The following is a 19256-nucleotide window of genomic DNA, read 5'->3' on the forward strand; positions in this document are numbered from 1 at the left end:
GGTGCCGCCGCTGCGGTTTTGCGCGCCGCCCGCGGCTAGAGCGTTCCACCCACCCGCCCACAGGGCTACACTACGCGCCACCAACGCCCGCCCCTCTCTGCGGGCGTTGGTGCGTTTGTCACCCTAATCAGACACTTAAGGCCTGGACTTCGCCTCGTTACGCGCCTGCCGGCGCACACCCGGACGCGCAGATCCAGCGTCAACAGACGGAGTAGTACGTCGATGATCTTTGAAACCCTCGCTCAGACGGGCCACGAGCAGGTCGTTTTCTGCCATAACAAGGACGCGGGCCTGAAGGCCATCATCGCGATCCACAACACGGTCCTCGGCCCGGCCCTGGGCGGCACCCGCATGTGGGCCTACAAGACCGAGCAGGAGGCACTCAACGACGTGCTGCGCCTGTCGCGCGGCATGACCTACAAGGCGGCTGTGTCCGGCATCAACCTGGGCGGCGGCAAGGCGGTCATCATCGGCGATCCGTCCAAGGACAAGTCCGAAGCGCTGTTCCGCGCCTTCGGCCGCTTCATCAATTCGCTCAACGGCCGCTACATCACGGCCGAGGACGTCGGCATCGACGTCAACGACATGGAATACGTGCTCAAGGAAACCGAATTCGTCACCGGCGTGCACCAGGTGCACGGCGGCTCGGGCGACCCCTCGCCGTTCACCGCCTTCGGCACGCTGCAGGGCCTGATGGCCGCCCTCAACGTCAAGTTCGGCAACGAGGACGTGGGCAAGTACAGCTACGCCGTGCAGGGCGTGGGCCATGTCGGCATGGAATTCGTCAAGCTGCTGCGCGAACAGGGCGCCAAGGTGTGGGTCACCGACATCAACCAGGAAGCCGTGCGCCGCTGCGTCGACGAGTTCGGCTGCGAAGCGGTCGCCCTGGACGAGATCTACGACGTGCCGGCCGACATCTATTCGCCCTGCGCCCTGGGCGGCACGGTGAACGAGAAGACGCTGCCGCGCCTGAAGTGCAAGGTGATCTGCGGCGCGGCCAACAACCAGCTGGCCAACGACGCCATCGGCGACGAAGTGGAAGCGCGCGGCATCCTGTACGCGCCGGACTACGCCGTGAACGCCGGCGGCCTGATGAACGTGTCGCTGGAAATCGACGGCTACAACCGCGAGCGCGCCATGCGCATGATGCGCACGATCTACTACAACCTGGGCAAGATCTTCCAGATCGCCAAGCGCGACGGCATCCCCACCTACAAGGCCGCCGACCGCATGGCCGAGGAACGCATCACCGCCATCGGCAAGATCAAGCTGCCGCACATGGGCAACCAGCAGACGCGCTTCCTGGGACGTATGCGCGGGCAGTGAGCCTGCGCTGCGGTGGCCGGCTTGCTGTGGCGAGCCGGTTTGCTGCGGCGGATCCGGACGCTGTTGCTTGATACGAAAACGCCGCGCATTGCGCGGCGTTTTTTGTTGTGGGCGTGGTGAGGCGATTGTGCTGAAGACGGCGGTGCCGGGACGGCCATGTCGAAGGCGACCGTGCCTGAGCCCTCCCCCGAGCAAACTCGGGGTAGAGGGAGTTTGCAGCTTTTACTCGATGGTCCGGCGGTTCTGGCTGTCGCGAACCCAAGGTCGGGCGACGCATTCGCTCCGAATTCCCGGCTCGAACACGCCATCGAATCCGAATCCCGAATTCCAAACCCCGAACCCGAATCCCGCCTCCCGACTCAATGCCTCAAACTGATCTCCCGCAACATCCACGCCAGCGTCCGGTCATCCCCTGACGCGCCATCGGCCGCCGGCACGAAATGCGTGTCGGCGCTGATGCTCAGGTTCACCGGCTGGTCGGCCGCGCAGCGCAGGTCGATGTTCAGGCGCGAGCGGGCACCGCGTTCCACACGGTGGTTCCAGCGACGGCCGTCGATGTCGATGTTGAGAGTCTGCGCCTGCGGCAGCTGCGGCGGCGTCCACAGGTCCAGTTCGATGCCGCGCAGCTTGCGCCGCGGCACGAAGCTCATGCGCAGGACCGGCGACACCCACTGGTCGGCCCAGATGCCGCTGGGTGCGGACGGCTGCAGCGCGTAGCCCTGCAGCGGCAGGCGCCAGGCGCCGCGCCATTCGGCCACGGTCTGCTGCAGCGCCAGGGTCTGCGCGCCGTCGCGCTGTTCGCGGCTGTACTGGTAGCGCAGCTGGCCGCGCAGGCGGGTGAAGCGGCGCGCCAGCAGTTGCAGGTCGGCACGGCTGAGGTTGCGGCCTTCCTGCCAGTCCTCGGGCATGGCTTCGGGCACGTAGATGGTGCCGTGCGGCGGCGCGGCTTCCTCGGCCGGGCGCTGCCGCGTGTACAGATAGATCGCGAACGACTTGCGCGACAGGTGGCGCTTGTCCTCGGGCAGGCGTATCGCCTCGAAGCCGTGCCAGCTGCGTTCGTTGGTCTCGAAGATCACCGCGCGATTGAACAGCGGCAGCACCGGCGTGGTGCGGTTGCCGGCGCTGTCCCAGGGATCGGAGAACAGCTGCAGCGCCCCGCCCCAGTCCTGCTCCCATTCCGGATTCAGGTAAACGATCAGGTTGAGCCGGCGGTGCAGGTTGGTGCCGGGGTGGTAGTTGAAGTCGACATGGGCGTCCAGGCTCTGCCCGTGGCGGTTCTCGTGGGTGCCGCCGCCGACGTATTCGGCGTCGTAGTGCAGGTCGGCGATGCCGGTGACCTGGGCGACGTAGCGCAGGAATTCCGGGGTCTGGATGAAATCGTCCAGCCGGCGGTAGGCCGGCGACAGATCGCGTACCTGCATGCGCACGGCCTTGCCTCCGACCTCGCCCATTTCATTGAGCGCGTAGCGGTCTTCAAAGCGCGGGAAATCCGCCAGCAGCTGCTGGCAGAAAGCAGGGTCCAGGAAGTTGTCGATGACGACGTGGCGGAACGGATCGGCCGTGCGGAAGCGTTCGGCGTCCATGTCGACGGACTGCCGGGCCTGGGAGGAAAGAGGAGACATGGGTGGCTGATGGAGGATGGTCTGAAATGCAGGTGGTGGGCACTGACACGGCGGTGGATGCAATCGTTCCGCACGGGTCGCCAGCCACCCGCACGGCAACGGCACAGGCTGTGCGCGGCTGCGCCGGCAGGCCGGCGTGCGCTCCGCCTGGCGTACCAGTGCCCCGCAAACAGCAAAGCCCGCGCCCGCCGATGAGGGCGGACGCGGGCTGCGGGCTCATCTATACGCCATCGCATGCCGTTTGAACAGATGGAAACGGGCCGCGCAGCCCCAACCGCCCTCCCGGCCGGCGGCGGCGGGCGCTAGAATCGGCGGCTGCGCCCTCAACCTGGTTATCCGCATGCGTCCTTTCCCCCTCGGTGAAGACCTCGACCTCCTGCGCGAATCGGTACGTCAATTTGCGGAGAAGGAAATCGCCCCGCGCGCCGACCATATCGACCGGGAAAACCTGTTCCCGGCGGATCTGTGGCGCAAGTTCGGCGAGATGGGGCTGCTCGGCGTCACCGTCCCGGGCGAATACGGCGGTTCGGAGCTGGGCTTCCTTGCCCACCTGGTGGCGATGGAGGAAATCTCGCGCGCCTCGGGCTCGGTCGGCCTGTCCTACGGTGCGCACTCCAACCTGTGCGTGCAGAACCTGTTCCACAACGGCAATGAGGAACAAAGGAAAAAGTACATTCCCGGCCTGTGCAGCGGCGAACTGGTCGGCGCGCTGGCCATGAGCGAGCCGGGCGCCGGTTCCGACGTGGTCGGTTCCATGACCTGCCGGGCCGAACTCAAGGGCGACCGCTGGATCGCCAACGGCTCCAAGATGTGGATCACCAACGGCCCCGACGCCGACGTGCTGCTGGTCTACATGCGCACCGCGCCGCGCGTGGCCGGTTCGCGCTGCATGACCGCCTTCATCGTCGAGAAGGGCATGAAGGGCTTCTCCACGGCGCAGAAGCTGGACAAGCTCGGCATGCGCGGTTCCAACACCTGCGAGCTGGTGTTCGAGGACTGCGAGATTCCGGCCGAGAACATCGTCGGCCAGGTCAACGAAGGCGTGCGCGTGCTGATGAGCGGCCTGGATACGGAGCGCCTGGTGCTGTCCGGCGGCCCCATAGGCCTGATGCAGGCGGCGCTGGACATCACCCTGCCCTACGCGCGCGAGCGCAAGCAGTTCAACGCGCCCATAGGCACCTTCGGCATCATGCAGGCCAAGATCGCCGACATGTACACCGCGCTGCAGTCTTCGCGCGCCTTCGCCTACATGGTGGCGCAGGATTTCGACCGCGGCACCAAGTCGCGCATAGACCCGGCCTCCTGCCTGCTCAACGCCTCGCAGAACGCAGTCAAGGTGACCCTGGAGGCGATCCAGGCCCTGGGTGGCAACGGCTATATCAACGAATTCCCCACCGGCCGCCTGCTGCGCGATGCAAAGCTTTACGAAATCGGCGCAGGTACCAACGAAATCCGCCGCATGCTGATCGGCCGCGAGCTGTTCCACGGCAAATCCTGAAGCCGCCGTCCCCGGCGCCGCGGCGCCGGGGACGCCCGCCCGGTGTTGCTGCCATGCGGATTGGCGCGGCGGCCGCAGGTTTCGGCGCGGCCAGGCGTCACCTGCCCGCGCAAACGGGTTAGACTGGGCCGGACTCACTGCGGGAGGGGCCGCATGGGAGTGCTGGACGACCGGCTCGAATTTGCCGCGGAGCCCATCAGGGCCTTGCCGCCGTGGAAAATCTTGATCGTCGACGACGAGCCCGAGGTGCATAACGTCACCCGGCTGGTGCTGGGCAATTTCCGCTTCGCCGAACGGCCGCTGGAACTGATCAGCGCCTATTCCAGCCGCGAGGCCGAGGAACTGCTGTCGCGCCACGACGACGCCGCCGTCGTGCTGCTGGATGTGGTGATGGAGTCCGAGCAGGCCGGCCTGGACCTGGTCCGCACCATCCGCCAGCGCCTGGGCAACCAGTTCGTGCGCATCGTGCTGCGCACCGGCCAGCCCGGCCAGGCGCCCGAGCACGAAGTCATCGCCGCCTACGACATCAACGATTACAAGGAAAAGACCGAGCTTACCGCGCAGAAGCTCGCCACCACGCTGTATGCGGCCCTGCGCGCCTACCGCGACATGCGCACCATCGAGGCCAACCGGCGCGGGCTGGAGCAGGTGATCCGCGCCTCCACCCAGGTCTTCTCGCACCAGCAGCCGCAGCAGTTCGCCTCCACCGTGCTGGCCCAGCTGGCCGAGCTGGTCGGTGCCGAGAGCGGCGCCCTGTGCTGCCGCATCAGCCATCCCAACGGCGCCCTGCCCGAGCATTTCCAGGTCATCGCCGCCAGCGGCGAATACAGCCGCCACCTGGCGGGCAATGCCGAGGAAAAACTGCCCGATGCGATAGTGCAGTCGCTGCACCAGGCCTTCCTGCGCAAGCAGCACGTGTTCGGCGACGGCCATTACGTGCTGCATTTCGCCGACAGCCATGCCTCCGAGGCCCTGCTCTACGTCGGCGAGAGCGGCGAGCTGGATGAGATCGGCCAGCGCCTGATGCAGGTGTTCTGCAGCAACGTGGCGATCGCATTCGAGAACCTGCACCTGAACCAGGAACTGTTCGACAGTCAGCTGGACATGGTCTACCTGCTGGCCGGCGCGGCCGAATCGCGCTCGCAGGAAACCGCCAACCATGTGCGCCGGGTCGGCATGCTGGCGGCGATGCTGGGCCGCCTGCACGGCCTGGACGACACGACCTGCGAACTGCTCAAGTACGCCGCACCGCTGCACGACATCGGCAAGATCGGCATACCCGACGCCATCCTCAACAAGCCCGGCGCGCATACGGCAGAGGAAACCCAGGTCATGCGCACGCATGCCGAGATCGGCGCGCGCCTGCTCGGCGGCTCGCGCCGGCCGGTGTTCCGCCTGGCCGCCGACATCGCCATCAGTCACCACGAGAACTGGGACGGCAGCGGCTATCCGCACGGACTGGCCGGCGGCGACATTCCCATCGCCGGCCGCATCACCGCGCTGGCCGACGTGTTCGATGCCCTGGGCAGCCGGCGCTGTTACAAGGAAGCCTGGCCCGAGGCCGGGATCCGCGCCTTCATCGCCGAACAGCGCGGCGTCAAGTTCGATCCGGGCCTGGTCGACCTGCTGTTCGCCAACTGGGACCAGGTGCTGGGCCTGCGCCGACAGCTGCCGGACTGAAGCGCCGGCGCGGGCACCGCTCCGTGCCGGACGCCAACGCAACGCCGCCGCAGGCTAGCCCGCTGCGCGGCTTCGGCGCGCACTTCCGGACAGGGGCGGAACGCCGTCTCAGCCCGGCTCCCAGACAATGTCGAAGCGCGTGCCCTGCCCCGGTGCGGAGCTGCAGCTGATGTGTCCGTGCAGCACCTGGGTGACCAGGTTGTAGACGATATGCAGGCCCAGGCCGCTGCCGCCTTCGCCGCGGCGCGTGGTGAAGAACGGCTCGAACACGCGCAGCCGCTCGGCCTCGTCCATGCCGCGGCCGTCGTCGCCGACGCTGAGCCGGATCTGGCCCGCGGCCGCGCCGATCTCGATGCGGATGGTGCCGGCGGCACCGGCGGCAAACGCATGCTGCATCGCGTTGAGCACCAGGTTGCTGACGATCTGGTACAGCGCGCCCGGCGAGGAATGCACCTGCACCGGCTCGGCGCAGACGATCTCCAGCCGGTACGGCGTAGTGCGCAGCACCGGCCCCAGCATGGTCAGCGTATCGCGTACGGACTGTTCCAGATCGAAGCGGCGCCACTCGTCGGTGGACTGGTCCACCGCGGTCTGCTTGAAGCTGCGCACCAGGCGGTCGGCGCGCTGCAGGTTGCGCAGGATCATGTCGCTGCCTTCGCAGGCGGCCTGCTGGAACTCCAGCAGCTCCGAGCGGCGCAGCTCGCCCGAGGCCAGCCGCGTGCGCAGCAGCGCGGACTGCTGCTGCAGGTGCGAGGCCGCGGTCAGGCAAACGCCCAGCGGCGTGTTGATCTCGTGCGCGATGCCGGCGACCAGGCTGCCCAGCGAAGCCAGCTTCTCCGCCTCGACCAGCTGGTGCTGGGCGTTGCGCAATTGATCCAGCGTGGCCTGCAGTTCGCGGTTGCTGCGGCTGACGTCCTCGGTGCGCAGCAGCACGCGCATTTCCAGCTCGTCGTTGAGCTTGCGCAGGGCTTCCTCGCTGCGCTGTATGGTCGCCGCCACGTGGCGCGCATAGGCCAGGCGGCGCTGGTTGCGCCGCATCAGCGCGAACAGGCCCAGCAGCACCAGCAGGCCGTAGCCGGCATAGGCCCAGTTGGAGCGCCACGGCGCCGGCGTGATATCTACCGCGATACTGGTTTCCCGCGGCGTGCCGCCTTCGCGCAGGGCCTGCACGCGGAAACGGTAGGAACCGGCGGGTACGCCGGAGAAGGTCACGCTGTGCTGGTCGGGCAATACCGGGATCCAGTCCGGATGCAGGCCGTCCAGGCGGTAGCGGTAATTCACGCGCGCGCCGGCGCGGTAGTCCAGCGCGGCGAAATCGAAGCCGAACACGCTCTGGGCATGATTCAGGCGCAGGCGTTCGGTATGGGCCAGGGTGCGCTGCAGTACCGCATCGGCCGCATCCGGCTGCGGCCGCACCGGCTGGTTGAACAGCAGCAGTTCGTTGAGCACCAGCGGACCTATGTCCGGCGCCGGCGGCAGCCGCTCGGGGGCGAACACCACCAGCCCGGCCGGGCTGCCGAGATAGACCTGGCCATTGCGGTAGCGGCAGGCGTTGCTGGAATAGCCGCGCCGGTCCAGCGCATTGAGCAGACCGATGCGTCGCGCGCCCTGGCCGTCGGCCGGATCCAGCCGCAGCAGGCCGTCGGTGGCGCCCAGCCAGAGCCGGCCGGCACCGTCCCCGGTCATGCAGACCAGGTTGCGCGAGCCCTCGTCGGCCGGCCAGCGCTGCGGCTCGAAGCGCGCCCGCGCCTGCGCCGCGTCGTAGTACACCCGGTCCAGCCCGGCGCTGCTGCCCAGCCACAGGCCGCCGTCGCGCGTGGCCAGCAGCGAACGCACCACGTCGCTGCCCGGCCCGGCGCCGGGCGTGCGGCTGCCGGCGTAGCGGCGCAGACTGCGCCGGTCGCCGTCCAGGCGCGCCACGCCGCCGCCGAACAGGCCGAACCAGATCGCCCGGTCCGGCGTCTCGGCAATACTGGTGACGGTGGCGACGGACAGGTCGAAGCCGTCGTCGGCCGGCAAGGTGTAATTGGTGAATTCGGTGCATTTGCCGCAAAGGCTGCCCAGCCCGCCGCCGTCGCTGCCCACCCACAAGGTGTCGTCCGCATCGACGTACAGCTCGTTGATCAGATTGCCCGGCACCGCGCGGGCATCCGCGGCGGTGCGGCGGAAGTGGCGGAAGCCGCGCGCACCGGGCTCCAGCCGGTCCACGCCGTGCGCATCCAGGCCCACCCAGAGCGCGCCGTCGCGCGCCAGCGCCAGCGCCGAGACCGCGTTGCTGGCCAGGCTGGCCGGGTCGTCCGCATCGTGGCGGTAATGCGCCAGCACACCCTGGCCGGGACGGAAATGCACCAGGCCGCCGTCGCGGGCCAGGCCTATCCACAGGCTGCCGTCGGGCGCGGCGAGCACGGCCTGCACCGCACTGCCGGGCAGGCTGTTCGGATCGGTGCTGCGGCGGTGGTAGACCGTGACCGCCTCGCTGGCCGGATCGTGCACGCCTATGCCCTGGCCGGAGCTGCCGCCCCAGATCAGGCCGTCGCGGTCCTCGAACAGCGCATAGACATCGGCCGGCGGGCTGGTCGGATCCGAGTCGTCGTGGCGGATCTCGATGAAGCGGTCGCTGGCGCGGTCATAGCGCGCCACGCCGCCGCTGGTGCCTATCCAGATCTCGCCGGCGCGGGTCTGCAGCAGGCCGCGCACCTCGCCGGAACGCAACGCGCCGCCGGCGCCGGCGCGGTAATGCGCCAGCACGCGGCCGTCCAGGCTCACCCGCAGCAGGCCGCCGTCGAGCAGGCCCACCCAGAGCTGGCTGTCGCGGTCCAGCAGCGCCCATTCCGTGTTCGGCGTGATGCCGTCGACCTGTTCCGGCAGCAGCGGCTTCAGCACCTCCGAGTGCAGATCCCAGCGCAGCACATTGGTTACCGCGACGAACAGCACGCTGCCGTCGGGTGCGTTGATCACGCGGTGCACACGCTGCAGCGGCGGCGGCCGGCCCAGGCTGAGATCGCGCGCCACGCCGCGCTGCGGATCGAAGCGCTGCACCGCCACGCCGAAGCTGCCGACCCACAGGTCACCGGAAGGATCCGCATGCAGGGTGCGGATGTAATCGCCGGCCAGCTGCGTCGCCGGGCCGGCGCGGTAGCTGACGAAGCGGTCGCGCTCGGCGTCGTAGCGCGCCAGTCCAGCGCCGGCGGTGCCCAGCCACAGGCTGCCGTCGGCGGTGGTGGCCAGGCTCATGACCACGTTGTCCGGCAGGCTGTGCGGATCGGCGCGGTCGTGGCGGTAGACGCGGAAGCTGCGCCCGTCGAAGCGATTGAGGCCGTCGCGCGTGGCGATCCAGATATGTCCGGCACGGTCCTGCGCGATGGCGCGCACGCGGCCATGGGACAGGCCCTGGGCCACGTCGTAGTTCTGGAAGCGCACGGCGTCGGGCTCGATGCTGGCCGCCGCCGCAGGCGGCAGCGGCAGCAGCGCGCACAGTGCGGCAAGCAGCAGCCGGGCCAGTCCGCGCAATGCGGTCTCAGTCCGTGCCATGGCGCGCTCCGGCGAAACGGATCAATACCTGTATGCCCTCGCCCGGCGCGCTTTCCACGCTTATCGTGCCGCCCAGCGACTGGGTGACCAGGTTGTAGACGATGTGCATGCCCAGGCCCGAGCCGCCGCGGCCGCGCCGGGTGGTGAAGAAGGGATCGAAGACGCGCGCGCGGGTGACTTCGTCCATGCCCACGCCGTCGTCCCGGTAGTCGATGCCGATGTCCTCGCCGCTGCGGCGTATGCCCAGGCGGATGGTACCGGCGCGCTGGTCGGCGAAGCCGTGGGTCAGCGAATTCGTCACCAGGTTGGTGATGATCTGGTACAGCGCGCCGGGCGCGGTCTCGCACACTACCGGCGCGGGGCAGTCCAGCTCGACCCGGTGCGGCGTCTTGCGCAGCAGGGGGCCCAATGCGGTGAGGATCTCGTTGACGCTGGCGCCCAGCTCGACCACGCGGCGATCTTCCGCAGACTGGTCCACCGCGACTTGCTTGAAGCTTTTCACCAGTCGGTCGGCGCGCTGCAGGTTGCGCAGGATCATGCTGGCGCTTTCGCTGGCGATGTGCTGGAACTGGTCCAGTTCGGCGCGGCTGAGCTTGTCCTCGCGCAGGCGCCGCGCCAGGCGCTGGGCTTCCTCGGCCAGGTGCGAGGCCGCGGTCACGCCTATGCCCAGCGGCGTGTTGATCTCATGCGCGATGCCGGCGACCAGGCCGCCCAGCGAGGCCAGCTTCTCCGATTCCAGCAGCTGGCGCTGGGTCAGCGTCAGCTTGTCCAGCGCGTGCTGCAGTTCCAGGTTGGCCGCGCGCAGGTCGGAGGTGCGCCGTTCCACGCGCAGTTCCAGTTCCTCGTTGAGCGCGCGCAGCGCTTCCTCGGCGCGCTTGAGCGCGTTGATGTCCTGGGTGATGCCGGTCATGCGCAGGGCGCGGCCGTCGCCGGCGCGGTCGACCACGCGGCCGCGGGTCAGCAGCCAGACCCATTCGCCGGAATGATCCGGCGTGCGGTAGCTGGCCTCGAACACGCTGCTGTCGCCGCGCAGGTGTACGCGCATGGCGTCCTCGAAGCGCGGCAGGTCGTCCGGATGCACGAAGGGGCGGTAGGCGCCGATGGTCTGGTCGGCGGCTTCAAAGGTGGCGGCCACGTGTTCCAGGCGGTTTTCCCGGTGCATGCGGCCGCTGGGCAGGTCTATGTCCCACAGCTCGCTGCCGCTGCCGGTGAGGGCAAGCTTGAGGCGTTCCTCGCTGAGCTGGATGCGCTCCTGTACCGCCTCGCGCCGGCGCCGCTGCGCGCGCAGGCGCAGGCTCAGCAGCAGAACGCCGGCGGCGCCCGCCAGCAGATAGGCCAGATAGGCCAGCGGCGACGCCCAAGGCGCCGGCTGCACCGTCACTGCGATGCCGCCCTGCTGGTCCACCCAGTCCCCGCCGTCGCGGCGCGCGCGCACGCGGAAGCGGTAGTCGCCGGCCGGCAGGTCGGTATAGGTGGCGAAGCGGCGCAGGTGATCGGTCTCGATCCAGCGCGCGTCGTGGCCTTCCAGGCGGTAGGAATAGCGCAGCGATTCGGCGGCGGAGAAATCCGGCGCGGTGAATTCAAACGTGACATTGTCATCGGAATACGCAAGTTCCACGATGCCGCCGCGCAGCAGGCTGCCGCGCAGCGGCGAGCCGGGTTCGCGCCAGCGCAGCGGCACGGGTTCGTTGTTGAGCGCCAGGCCCGTGACCAGGGGCGCGGGCACCGGCGCCGGGCGTATCGCCGCCGGATCGACGATGCTCAGGCCGTCCAGGCCGCCGAAGGCCAGGCGGCCGTCCGGCAGCACCGCCATGGAACCGATCCAGTAGCCGCGCGACAAGGTGCCGTCGCGCTCGCCGAAGTTGGTGATGCGCCCGCTCTCCGGCTCCAGCCGGCTGATGCCGACGGTGGTGCTGAGCCAGATGTTGCCGGCGCGGTCCTCGGCAATCTCGCCGACCGCGTCGGCGGCCAGGCCCTGGCGCGTGCCGAACAGGCGGAACTGGGGCTGGCCGTTGAGCAGGCCGGTCTGCAGCGCCGCACCGCCGCCCTGTACGCCGAACCAGAGCCGGCCGCGGCTGTCCTCGGCGATGGTCGAGATCGAATCGTTGCCCAGCGAAGCCCCTTCTTCGCCGCGCGTGCGCAGCAGTTCGGCGCGGCCGCTGGCGCGGTCCAGCCGGCCCAGGCCGGCCGAGCGGTAGGCGAGGAAGAATTCGCCGGCGCGCGTCTCGAACACGGCGTTCAAGGTGTCGCCGGCCAGGCTGGCCGGATCGGCCGGGTCGGAGACGTGATGGCGGAAGCGCGTGCAGCCGCGGCAGAGTTCATCCAGGCCGTGGTCCTGGGTGCCCACCCACAAGGTGCCGGCCTTGTCCTCGTAGACGAAGATCAGCGAATCCGCGGCCAGGCTGCCCGCGTCGGCCGGGTCGTGGCGGTAGCGCTCAAAGCGCGTACTGCCCGGCCGCAGCCGGTTCAGGCCGCCGCCCATGGTCGCCACCCACAGGCTGCCGTCGCTGGCGCGGATCACCGACTGCACGAAATTGTGCGACAGCGAACCCGCGTCGGCCGGGTCGTTGACATAGCGCTGCAGCACGCCGCGCTGCAGATCCAGATGCACCAGTCCGCCGCCTTCGGTCAGGCCGGCCCAGAGCGTGCCGTCGGCGTCCGCATGCACGCTGAGCACCGAGCGTGCCGGCAGCGCGCGCGGCTCGTTGGGCACTGCGTCCACGCGGATGAAGGCGCGCGTGCGCGGATCGTGCACGCTGAGGCCGTTGACCCAGGATCCCACCAGCAGCAGGCCGCTGCGCTCGCGCAGCAGACTCCACAGGCGGTTGGCCGCGACGGTGTAGTCGCGCGCCGCATCGTGGGCGTACAAGGTGAAGCGCTCGCCGGCCGGATCGTAGTGGCCCAGGCCGCGGTTGGGGCTGGTGATCCACAGCCCGCCGTCGGCATCGGGCAGCAGGCCGCGCACGGCGTCGTCGGGCAGGCTGGCGCCTTCGGCCGCGGCCGGATCGTGGCGGAAATGGCGCAGCAGGCGGCCGTCGGCGGCCAGCTGCAGCAGTCCGGATTCGGCGCTGCCGACCCAGATGCTGCCGTCGGCGGCCTCGGCCAGGGCATAGATCTCCATTTGCGCCGCCACCGGCGGCAGCGGCAGGCGCGTGCGCGCCGCGGCATCCACGTGCAGCAGGCCCTGGTGCGTGCCTATCCACAGGCTGCCGTCGCGCGCCTGCAGCAGGCTGCGCACCATGCGCAGCTCGGGCAGTTCGCCCAGCGGCGCGTCGTGGAAGCGCCGTGTGGCGCGGTCCAGCCATTGCAGGCGGCCGGCGACGCTGGCCACCCACAGGCGCTGCTGCGTATCCAGCAGCAGCGCGGTCACGTGGTTGGCGGCCAGTGCGTCGGGGCGTGCCGGATCGGCGGCGAAGTTCTCGAAGCGGTCCAGCGCCGCGTCGTAGCGGCTGAGACCACCGCCCTGGGTTGCTATCCACAGGTCGCCGCCGCTGTCGGGCTGTATCGCCCAGACGTGGTTCTGCGCCAGCGACCAGGGATCGGCGCGGTCGTGGCGATAGACCTTGAAGCGGCTGCCGTCGAAGCGATTAAGCCCGTCCTGGGTGCCGATCCAGACGAAGCCGCTGCTGTCCTGTGCCAGCGCCCGCGCGGTGGCCTGGGACAGGCCTTCGCCCACACTGAACGTACGGAAGCGCACGTCCTCCACGCCCGGCGCCAGGCCGCGCGGCGCCGGCTCGGCCAGACACAGGCCGGCCAGGCAAAAAAGGAGCAAAAACAGAGCAGCGCGAGCCACTGCAGACCCGCCGGCGAGAACGCGTGAGTTTCCCCTGACACGCATGCGCCGAGGCTAACTGCGCCCACCCGGCCGCACAAGCGAGATCCGCCACGCCATGGCCGTTATGCGAATTGCCGCAGCGCAACAGGCCGCGCATAATCGGGCGGTTCGGCGCCCTGGCGCCGCTACGTCCAGCCCCCTACTACGCTACGCGGAGAGTTCCATGTCCGATATCGTCATCGTCGGCGCCAAGCGCACCGCCATCGGTTCCTTCCTGGGCCAGTTCAGCGGCGTGCCCACGCCGACCCTGGGCGCCGCCGCGATCAAGGCCGCGCTGGAACATGCCGGCGTCGCCGTCGGCGACGTCAACGAAGTGATCATGGGCTGCGTGCTGCCCGCCAACCTGGGCCAGGCGCCGGCCCGCCAGGCCGCCCTCGCCGCCGGCCTGCCCACCGCCACCGCCTGCACCACCATCAACAAGGTCTGCGGCTCGGGCATGAAGGCCATCATGCAGGCGCACGATGCGATCAAGGCCGGCTCCACCGCCGTCGCCGTGGCCGGCGGCATGGAATCCATGACCAATGCGCCGCACCTGATCCCCAACTCGCGCAGCGGCAACCGCTACGGCAATTTTGAAGCCGTCGACCACATGGCCTGGGACGGCCTGACCAATCCCTACGACGGCAAGGCCATGGGCGTGTTCGGCGAGCTGTGTGCCGACAAGTACCACTTCACCCGCGAAGAGCAGGACGCCTACGCTGCCGAGACCGTGCGCCGCGCGCTGGCCGCCCAGGCCAGCGGCGCCTTCGCCGGCGAGATCGTCCCGGTCAAGGTCGCCGGGCGCAAGGGCGAAGTGGAATATTCCACCGACGAGCAGCCGGCCAAGTGCGACGTCTCCAAGATCCCCGCGCTCAAGCCCGCCTTCCGCAAGGAAAACGGCACCATTACCGCGGCCAGTTCCTCCAGCATCTCCGACGGCGCCGCCGCCACGGTGCTGATGAGCGCCGAAGAAGCCGCCCGCCGCGGCCTCACGCCGCTGGCCCGCATCGTCGGCCACGCCACCCACGCGCAGGAACCGCAGTGGTTCACCACCGCGCCGGTCAGCGCCATCGACAACCTGCTGAAGAAGATCGGCTGGAGCGTGGCCGATGTCGACCTGTTCGAGGTCAACGAAGCCTTCGCCGTCGTCGCCATGGCGCCGATGCGCGAGCTGGGCATCCCCCACGACAAGCTCAATGTCAACGGCGGCGCCTGCGCCCTGGGCCATCCCATCGGCGCCAGCGGTGCGCGCCTGGTGGTGACCCTGATCCACGCGCTGAAGAACCGCGGCCTCAAGCGCGGCGTGGCCTCGCTGTGCATCGGCGGCGGCGAAGCCACCGCGATCGCGGTCGAGCTGGTCTGAGTTCCACGATTGAACTTGTGTATCGCGCCCGGCGGCGTGCTCCATGCCGCCGTGCAAAAGCGGACAATGGCGGCGGCCGGCGCGGGGAGCTGCCGGCCGCCCGCAAACGCCCACCGTTCCTGCACCTGAGGGAGACGATCATGCAAGCCGTTCGCACCGTATTGAGTTTCGCCCTGCTCGCCGCCCTGGCCGCCTGCAGCGACCAGAGCCAGCAGGCCGCGCAGCAGCGCGCCGACGACGCGGCCAAGGCCGCGGCGCAGAAGATCGAGGAAGCCAGGAAATCCGCCGCCGAGGCCACCGCGACCGCGCAGCAGAAGGTCGAGCAGGCCGCCGGCGAAGTGAAGGAGGCCACCGCCAAGGCCGCCGACCAGATCAGCACGGCCGGCAACGAAGCCGGCTCCGCGATCAAGGAAGGCGCCCAGGACGCCCTGGCCGGCGCCAAGGCCGCGGGCCATGAACTCAAGGAAGGCGCCAAGGATATCGGCCACGAGATCAAGGAAGGCGCCAAGGCCGTGGGCCACGACATCAAGGAAGGTGCCAAGGCGGTCGGCCAGGAAGTCAAAGAGACCGCCGTGGAAGCCAAGGAAGCCGCCAAGGAAGCGGTCAAGAAAGACTGATTCCAGGCCCGTTCCGCCGTACCCGCAAACCGGCCGCGCACGCGGCCGGTTTGCGTTTCGCGGCGCGTTGATTGCAGTCACGCCCCCGGGGGAAACACGACGCCCATGATCGTAGGCATAGACCTAGGCACCACCCATTCGCTGATCGGCCTGTGGAGCGCGGACGGCGCGCGGCTGATTCCCAATGTCCTGGGCGAGTTGCTGACGCCGTCGGTGGTCGGGGTCACCGACGACGGCGAGGTACTGGTCGGCCGCGCCGCGCAGGAGCAGCTGGCGCTCAAGCCCGACCGCACCGTGGCCGCGTTCAAGCGCTACATGGGCAGCGCGCGGGAGACCCGCCTGGGCCGGCGCAGCTTCCGCCCGGAAGAGCTGTCCGCGCTGGTGCTGAAATCCCTGCTTGCCGACGTCAAGGCACATACCGGCGAACTGCCGCACGAAGCCGTGGTCAGCGTGCCGGCGTATTTCAGCGACGCCCAGCGCAAGGCCACGCGCAACGCGGCGCAGATCGCCGGCGTGCGGGTGGAGCGGCTGATCAACGAACCCACCGCCGCCGCGCTGGCCTACGGCCTGCAGGAGCAGCAGGACGAATCCAAGTTCCTGGTGCTGGACCTGGGCGGCGGCACCTTCGACGTGTCGCTGCTGGAATCCTTTGAAGGCGTGATGGAAGTGCATGCCAGCGCCGGCGACAACTTCCTCGGCGGCGAGGATTTCGTCGAGGTGCTGGTCGACGCCGCGCTGCGCGACCTGCGGCGCGATCCCAAGAGCCTGTCCGCGGCCACGCGCGCCGGCATCCGCGCGCGCCTGGAGCGGGTCAAATGCCAGCTCAGCCAGCACGCCGAAGTCAGCGTCAACCTGCAGTTCGACGACGCGGTCGTGCCCTGGCAGATCAGCGAAGCGCGCTTCGAGAACCTGGCGCAGACGCTGCTGGCGCGCATGCGCGCGCCGATCGAGCGCGCCCTGCGCGACTCCAACACGCGCGCGCAGGATCTGGACCAGATCGTCCTCGTCGGCGGCGCCTCGCGCATGCCCATGATCAGCCGCCTGGTCACGCGCCTGTTCGGCCGCCTGCCGCTGCGCCATGTGCAGCCGGACCAGACCGTCGCCCTGGGCGCCTGCGTCATGGCCGGCATGAAATCGCGCGACCAGGCCTTCCGCGAAGTGGTGATGACCGATGTCTGCCCGTATACGCTGGGCATCGAGATCTCCCACACCGACCAGAACCAGCACGTCCACCACGGCCTGTTCTCGCCCATCATCGAACGCAATACCGTGATCCCGGCCAGCCGCGTCGAACGCTACAACCCGATGGCGGATTTCCAGAAGGCGCTGGTGCTGCAGGTCTACCAGGGCGAATCGCCCGAAGTCGCCCACAACATCTTCCTCGGCAAGATGGAACTGCCGCTGCCGCCGCGGCGCTCGGCGGAGAACCCGGTCGACGTGCGCTTCACCTACGACGTCAACGGCCTGCTCGAAGTGCAGGCCAAGGTGCTGGCCACCGGCGCCGAACACCAGCTGGTGATCGAGCAGAACCCCGGCCTGCTGTCGCCGCAGGAAATCGAACGGCGCCTGCGCGAACTGGCCGAAATCAAGATCCACCCGCGCGAGCTGCAGGGCAATATCGCCCTGCTCGCCCGCGCCGCCCGCGTCTACGAGGAACACACCGCCGCGGCGCGCCACGAGATCGGCGTGCGCCTGCTGGAGTTCAAGGCCGCGCTGGAAACCCAGCTGCCGCCGCGCATCGAGGCCGCGCGCGAGTATCTGGGCACGCTGCTGGACCAGCTCGAAGGCGATTCGTCGCCGCTGCAGCCGTGAGGCGGCCGCAGCGCACCGGCGGCGGCTCTCTCCGCCGCGATCGCCCGCGCGGCGCCGCGGCCGGAGCTGTCGCGCCGTGAGCCCGCCCTGGTTCTGGCTCTGCCTGGAACTGCCGCCGGACGCCAGCGTGCGCGAGGTCAAGCGGCGCTACAGCCAGCTGCTCAAGCTCAACCGGCCCGAGGACAACCCCCAGGGCTTCCAGCAGCTGCGCGCGGCCTACGAGATCTGCCTGCGCCTGGCGCAGCAGCGCGAGGCCGGGCAGGCCTCCGCGGCGGAACCTTCCGCGGCGGCGCCTGCGGACGAAACCGCGCCGACGACGGCGCTGCCGGCCGAGACGCCGGAACAGGCCGCCGCGGCGCGCCGGCGCGCGGCGCAGACGCGGACTGCTGCGCCGCCGCCGCACGCAGCGGCGGCTGGCGTAGACGCGGAACCCATCACCGTCCTCGACGAGCCGCCGGCGCCGTCGCAGCCCGGGCCGCGACCGCCGCCGTTTCATCTGGAGGACGCACCGCCGCCGGCGCCGCACCGCGTCAACGGCGATCCGCCGGGGGCCGCGCCGCCGCCGCTCATCGACAGCGATCCGCCGCCGGCGCCACCGCATCCGGTCAATGCGGAAAGAATTGGAAAATTTCTGCCGGTGGACATTGTCCCGCCGGTGATGCGCGAGCCCGCGGCCGTCGTGGACGAGCTGCTGCAGCTCGACGGCAACGACGAAACCCTGGTCGAGCGCTGGTTCGCGCGCTGCCCGGAACTGATGAACTTCACCCGGCGCGATGCGGTGGAGCTGGAGCTGTTGCGCCGCATCGCCGCCGGCGCCCAGCCCGGCATGTTCGTGCTGCAGCGCGCCGGCAGCGAGTTCGGCTGGCGCGATCTGAGCTTCCCCCGCCGCCTGGCCGCGCAGGGCATCAGCGGCGCGCAGTGGCAGGCCGTGGAAAACGCCCTGCACGAATCCTTCGCCCAGGCCGAGTTCCAGGCGCATCTGCGTTCCGCACAGAAGCTGCAGGCCGAAAGCGCGGGGCCGAAGGAAGAGAACTATCTGCTGCGGCAGCTGCATTCCCGCCGCGGCCGGCGGCCCGCCCTGCGCGAAGCCTTCTCCGGCCGCCACGTGCTCAAGGTCAACAACCTGCTGTACGCCTACGCCGAACGCTACGGCGGCCGCGCGCTGTTCCATGTTTTCGGACCGGAACTGCTGGATTTCTGGCGCAGCGTCCATCCCAACGTGGCGCCGAACTGGACCCGCTTCCTGCTCGCTGCGCTGCGCATATTCGCCTACGGCGGTGCGCTCTGGCTGATCCTGCTCGTCATCGTCGGGCTGGATCATGATTTGCAGGTCGGCAGCCCCCGCCTGCCGGAACACATGCTCACGCTGTCGCTGAGCGTGTTTTCCGTGCTGCTGGTGCTGGTGGGCTATGTCGGCGCCCAGCTGGCCTTCCTGCATTTCCGGGAAAAAATCTGGCAGCGTTTCCTGCACTGGCGCGAACGCCAGCTCGAACGCTATGTCGAGCCCTGGCTGAAGCCTGCGCGTGCGCTGCCGCTGCTGCTCGGCATCACCGCGCTCGGCCTGCTCGCCGATCACCTGCTCGGCAACGGCGCCTCGGCGCTGCTGATGGCCGTGCTGGCGCTGCTGCTGTTCGGCTTCAGCGGGATGATCTCGCTGCTGCCGGCCGGCCTGCTGCTGGCCATGGCCCTGCTGCTGTGGGAACCGCGCGGCCCGCTGTGGCTCGGCGCCGGCGCCGGCGGCACGCTGGGCCTGCTCTGGCTGGGCGACCGCCTGGCCCGGCGCAAGCAAGCCGCGCAGTCGCACTGGGAACGGCGCTTCATCCACGTGCTGTTGCTGTCGGTGCTGCTCTGCGCCGTCAGCTTCGGGGTGAAGCTGGGACTGGCCACATGAACACGCCGCGGCCCGGGGCCTGGTCGGCTGTGCATCCCGCGCGCGCTGCCGTCGCGGTGCGCTGACGCTGCAACTGGCCTTGGTCCGACAGCGGCCCCTTCC

General features: G+C 69.6%; 10 protein-coding genes. 7 read left to right on the forward strand and 3 right to left on the reverse strand.

Translation table 11 applies throughout. From position 1 onward, the window contains the following. Positions 1 to 222: 222 nt before the first annotated feature. Complete coding sequence (locus NM961_RS09780) at positions 223 to 1326, forward strand: Glu/Leu/Phe/Val dehydrogenase dimerization domain-containing protein (RefSeq protein ID WP_255914046.1); 1104 nt, start codon at positions 223 to 225, stop codon at positions 1324 to 1326. Between the two features lie 359 nt (positions 1327 to 1685). Here the strand turns inward: NM961_RS09780 and NM961_RS09785 are convergent, their stop codons facing one another. Then, a complete protein-coding gene (locus NM961_RS09785) occupies positions 1686 to 2948 on the reverse strand; it encodes a 2OG-Fe(II) oxygenase (RefSeq protein WP_255914047.1) in 1263 nt (420 codons plus the stop codon). Positions 2949 to 3288: 340 nt separating this feature from the next. Between NM961_RS09785 and NM961_RS09790 the strand changes: the two genes are divergently transcribed. Further along, positions 3289 to 4446 carry an isovaleryl-CoA dehydrogenase gene (locus NM961_RS09790; RefSeq protein WP_255914048.1) on the forward strand — a complete coding sequence of 386 codons (1158 nt, stop codon included), beginning with the start codon at positions 3289 to 3291 and terminating at the stop codon, positions 4444 to 4446. A gap of 153 nt (positions 4447 to 4599) precedes the next feature. Beyond that, positions 4600 to 6126, forward strand: coding sequence for a DUF3369 domain-containing protein (locus NM961_RS09795; protein WP_255914049.1), 1527 nt, complete (start codon positions 4600 to 4602; stop codon positions 6124 to 6126). 108 nt (positions 6127 to 6234) lie between these two features. Here the strand turns inward: NM961_RS09795 and NM961_RS09800 are convergent, their stop codons facing one another. Continuing rightward, positions 6235 to 9657: a sensor histidine kinase gene (locus tag NM961_RS09800; protein ID WP_255914050.1), complete on the reverse strand. Its 3423-nt coding sequence runs from the start codon at positions 9655 to 9657 to the stop codon at positions 6235 to 6237. Continuing rightward, positions 9644 to 13429 carry a two-component regulator propeller domain-containing protein gene (locus NM961_RS09805; protein ID WP_255914051.1) on the reverse strand — a complete coding sequence of 1262 codons (3786 nt, stop codon included), beginning with the start codon at positions 13427 to 13429 and terminating at the stop codon, positions 9644 to 9646. The genes NM961_RS09800 and NM961_RS09805 overlap by 14 nt, the downstream gene beginning before the upstream one ends. 226 nt (positions 13430 to 13655) lie before the next feature. On the opposite strand from NM961_RS09805, the gene NM961_RS09810 reads away from it, so the two are divergent. The 4 genes from NM961_RS09810 to NM961_RS09825 all read left to right on the forward strand — a co-directional run bounded on the left by NM961_RS09810 (position 13656) and on the right by NM961_RS09825 (position 19154). Continuing rightward, entirely contained in the window at positions 13656 to 14834 is a 1179-nt protein-coding gene (locus tag NM961_RS09810; protein WP_255914052.1) for a thiolase family protein, read from the forward strand. A gap of 140 nt (positions 14835 to 14974) precedes the next feature. Next, the gene (locus NM961_RS09815) at positions 14975 to 15451 is read left to right on the forward strand and encodes a hypothetical protein (RefSeq protein WP_255914053.1); all 477 of its coding nucleotides are present in this window, start codon (positions 14975 to 14977) and stop codon (positions 15449 to 15451) included. 105 nt (positions 15452 to 15556) lie between these two features. Next, positions 15557 to 17263 (forward strand): molecular chaperone HscC, encoded by a 1707-nt coding sequence (locus NM961_RS09820; protein WP_255914054.1) that lies wholly within the window; start codon positions 15557 to 15559, stop codon positions 17261 to 17263. A 76-nt stretch (positions 17264 to 17339) separates the two neighbouring features. After that, a complete protein-coding gene (locus NM961_RS09825) occupies positions 17340 to 19154 on the forward strand; it encodes a J domain-containing protein (RefSeq protein WP_255914056.1) in 1815 nt (604 codons plus the stop codon). The last annotated feature ends 102 nt before the right edge of the window (positions 19155 to 19256 follow it).

The sequence above is a fragment of the Tahibacter harae genome, assembly GCF_024437735.1.
Taxonomy (GTDB): Bacteria; Pseudomonadota; Gammaproteobacteria; order Xanthomonadales; family Rhodanobacteraceae; genus Tahibacter; species Tahibacter harae.

Bases quoted from the DNA above. Each gene is read 5' to 3' on its own strand.
- NM961_RS09810 (WP_255914052.1), top strand. From the start codon at position 13,656: ATGTCCGATATCGTCATCGTCGGCGCCAAGCGCACCGCCATCGGTTCC.
- NM961_RS09780 (WP_255914046.1), top strand. From the start codon at position 223: ATGATCTTTGAAACCCTCGCTCAGACGGGCCACGAGCAGGTCGTTTTC.
- NM961_RS09795 (WP_255914049.1), top strand. From the start codon at position 4,600: ATGGGAGTGCTGGACGACCGGCTCGAATTTGCCGCGGAGCCCATCAGG.
- NM961_RS09800 (WP_255914050.1), bottom strand. From the start codon at position 9,657: ATGGCACGGACTGAGACCGCATTGCGCGGACTGGCCCGGCTGCTGCTT.
- NM961_RS09815 (WP_255914053.1), top strand. From the start codon at position 14,975: ATGCAAGCCGTTCGCACCGTATTGAGTTTCGCCCTGCTCGCCGCCCTG.
- NM961_RS09785 (WP_255914047.1), bottom strand. From the start codon at position 2,948: ATGTCTCCTCTTTCCTCCCAGGCCCGGCAGTCCGTCGACATGGACGCC.
- NM961_RS09790 (WP_255914048.1), top strand. From the start codon at position 3,289: ATGCGTCCTTTCCCCCTCGGTGAAGACCTCGACCTCCTGCGCGAATCG.
- NM961_RS09820 (WP_255914054.1), top strand. From the start codon at position 15,557: ATGATCGTAGGCATAGACCTAGGCACCACCCATTCGCTGATCGGCCTG.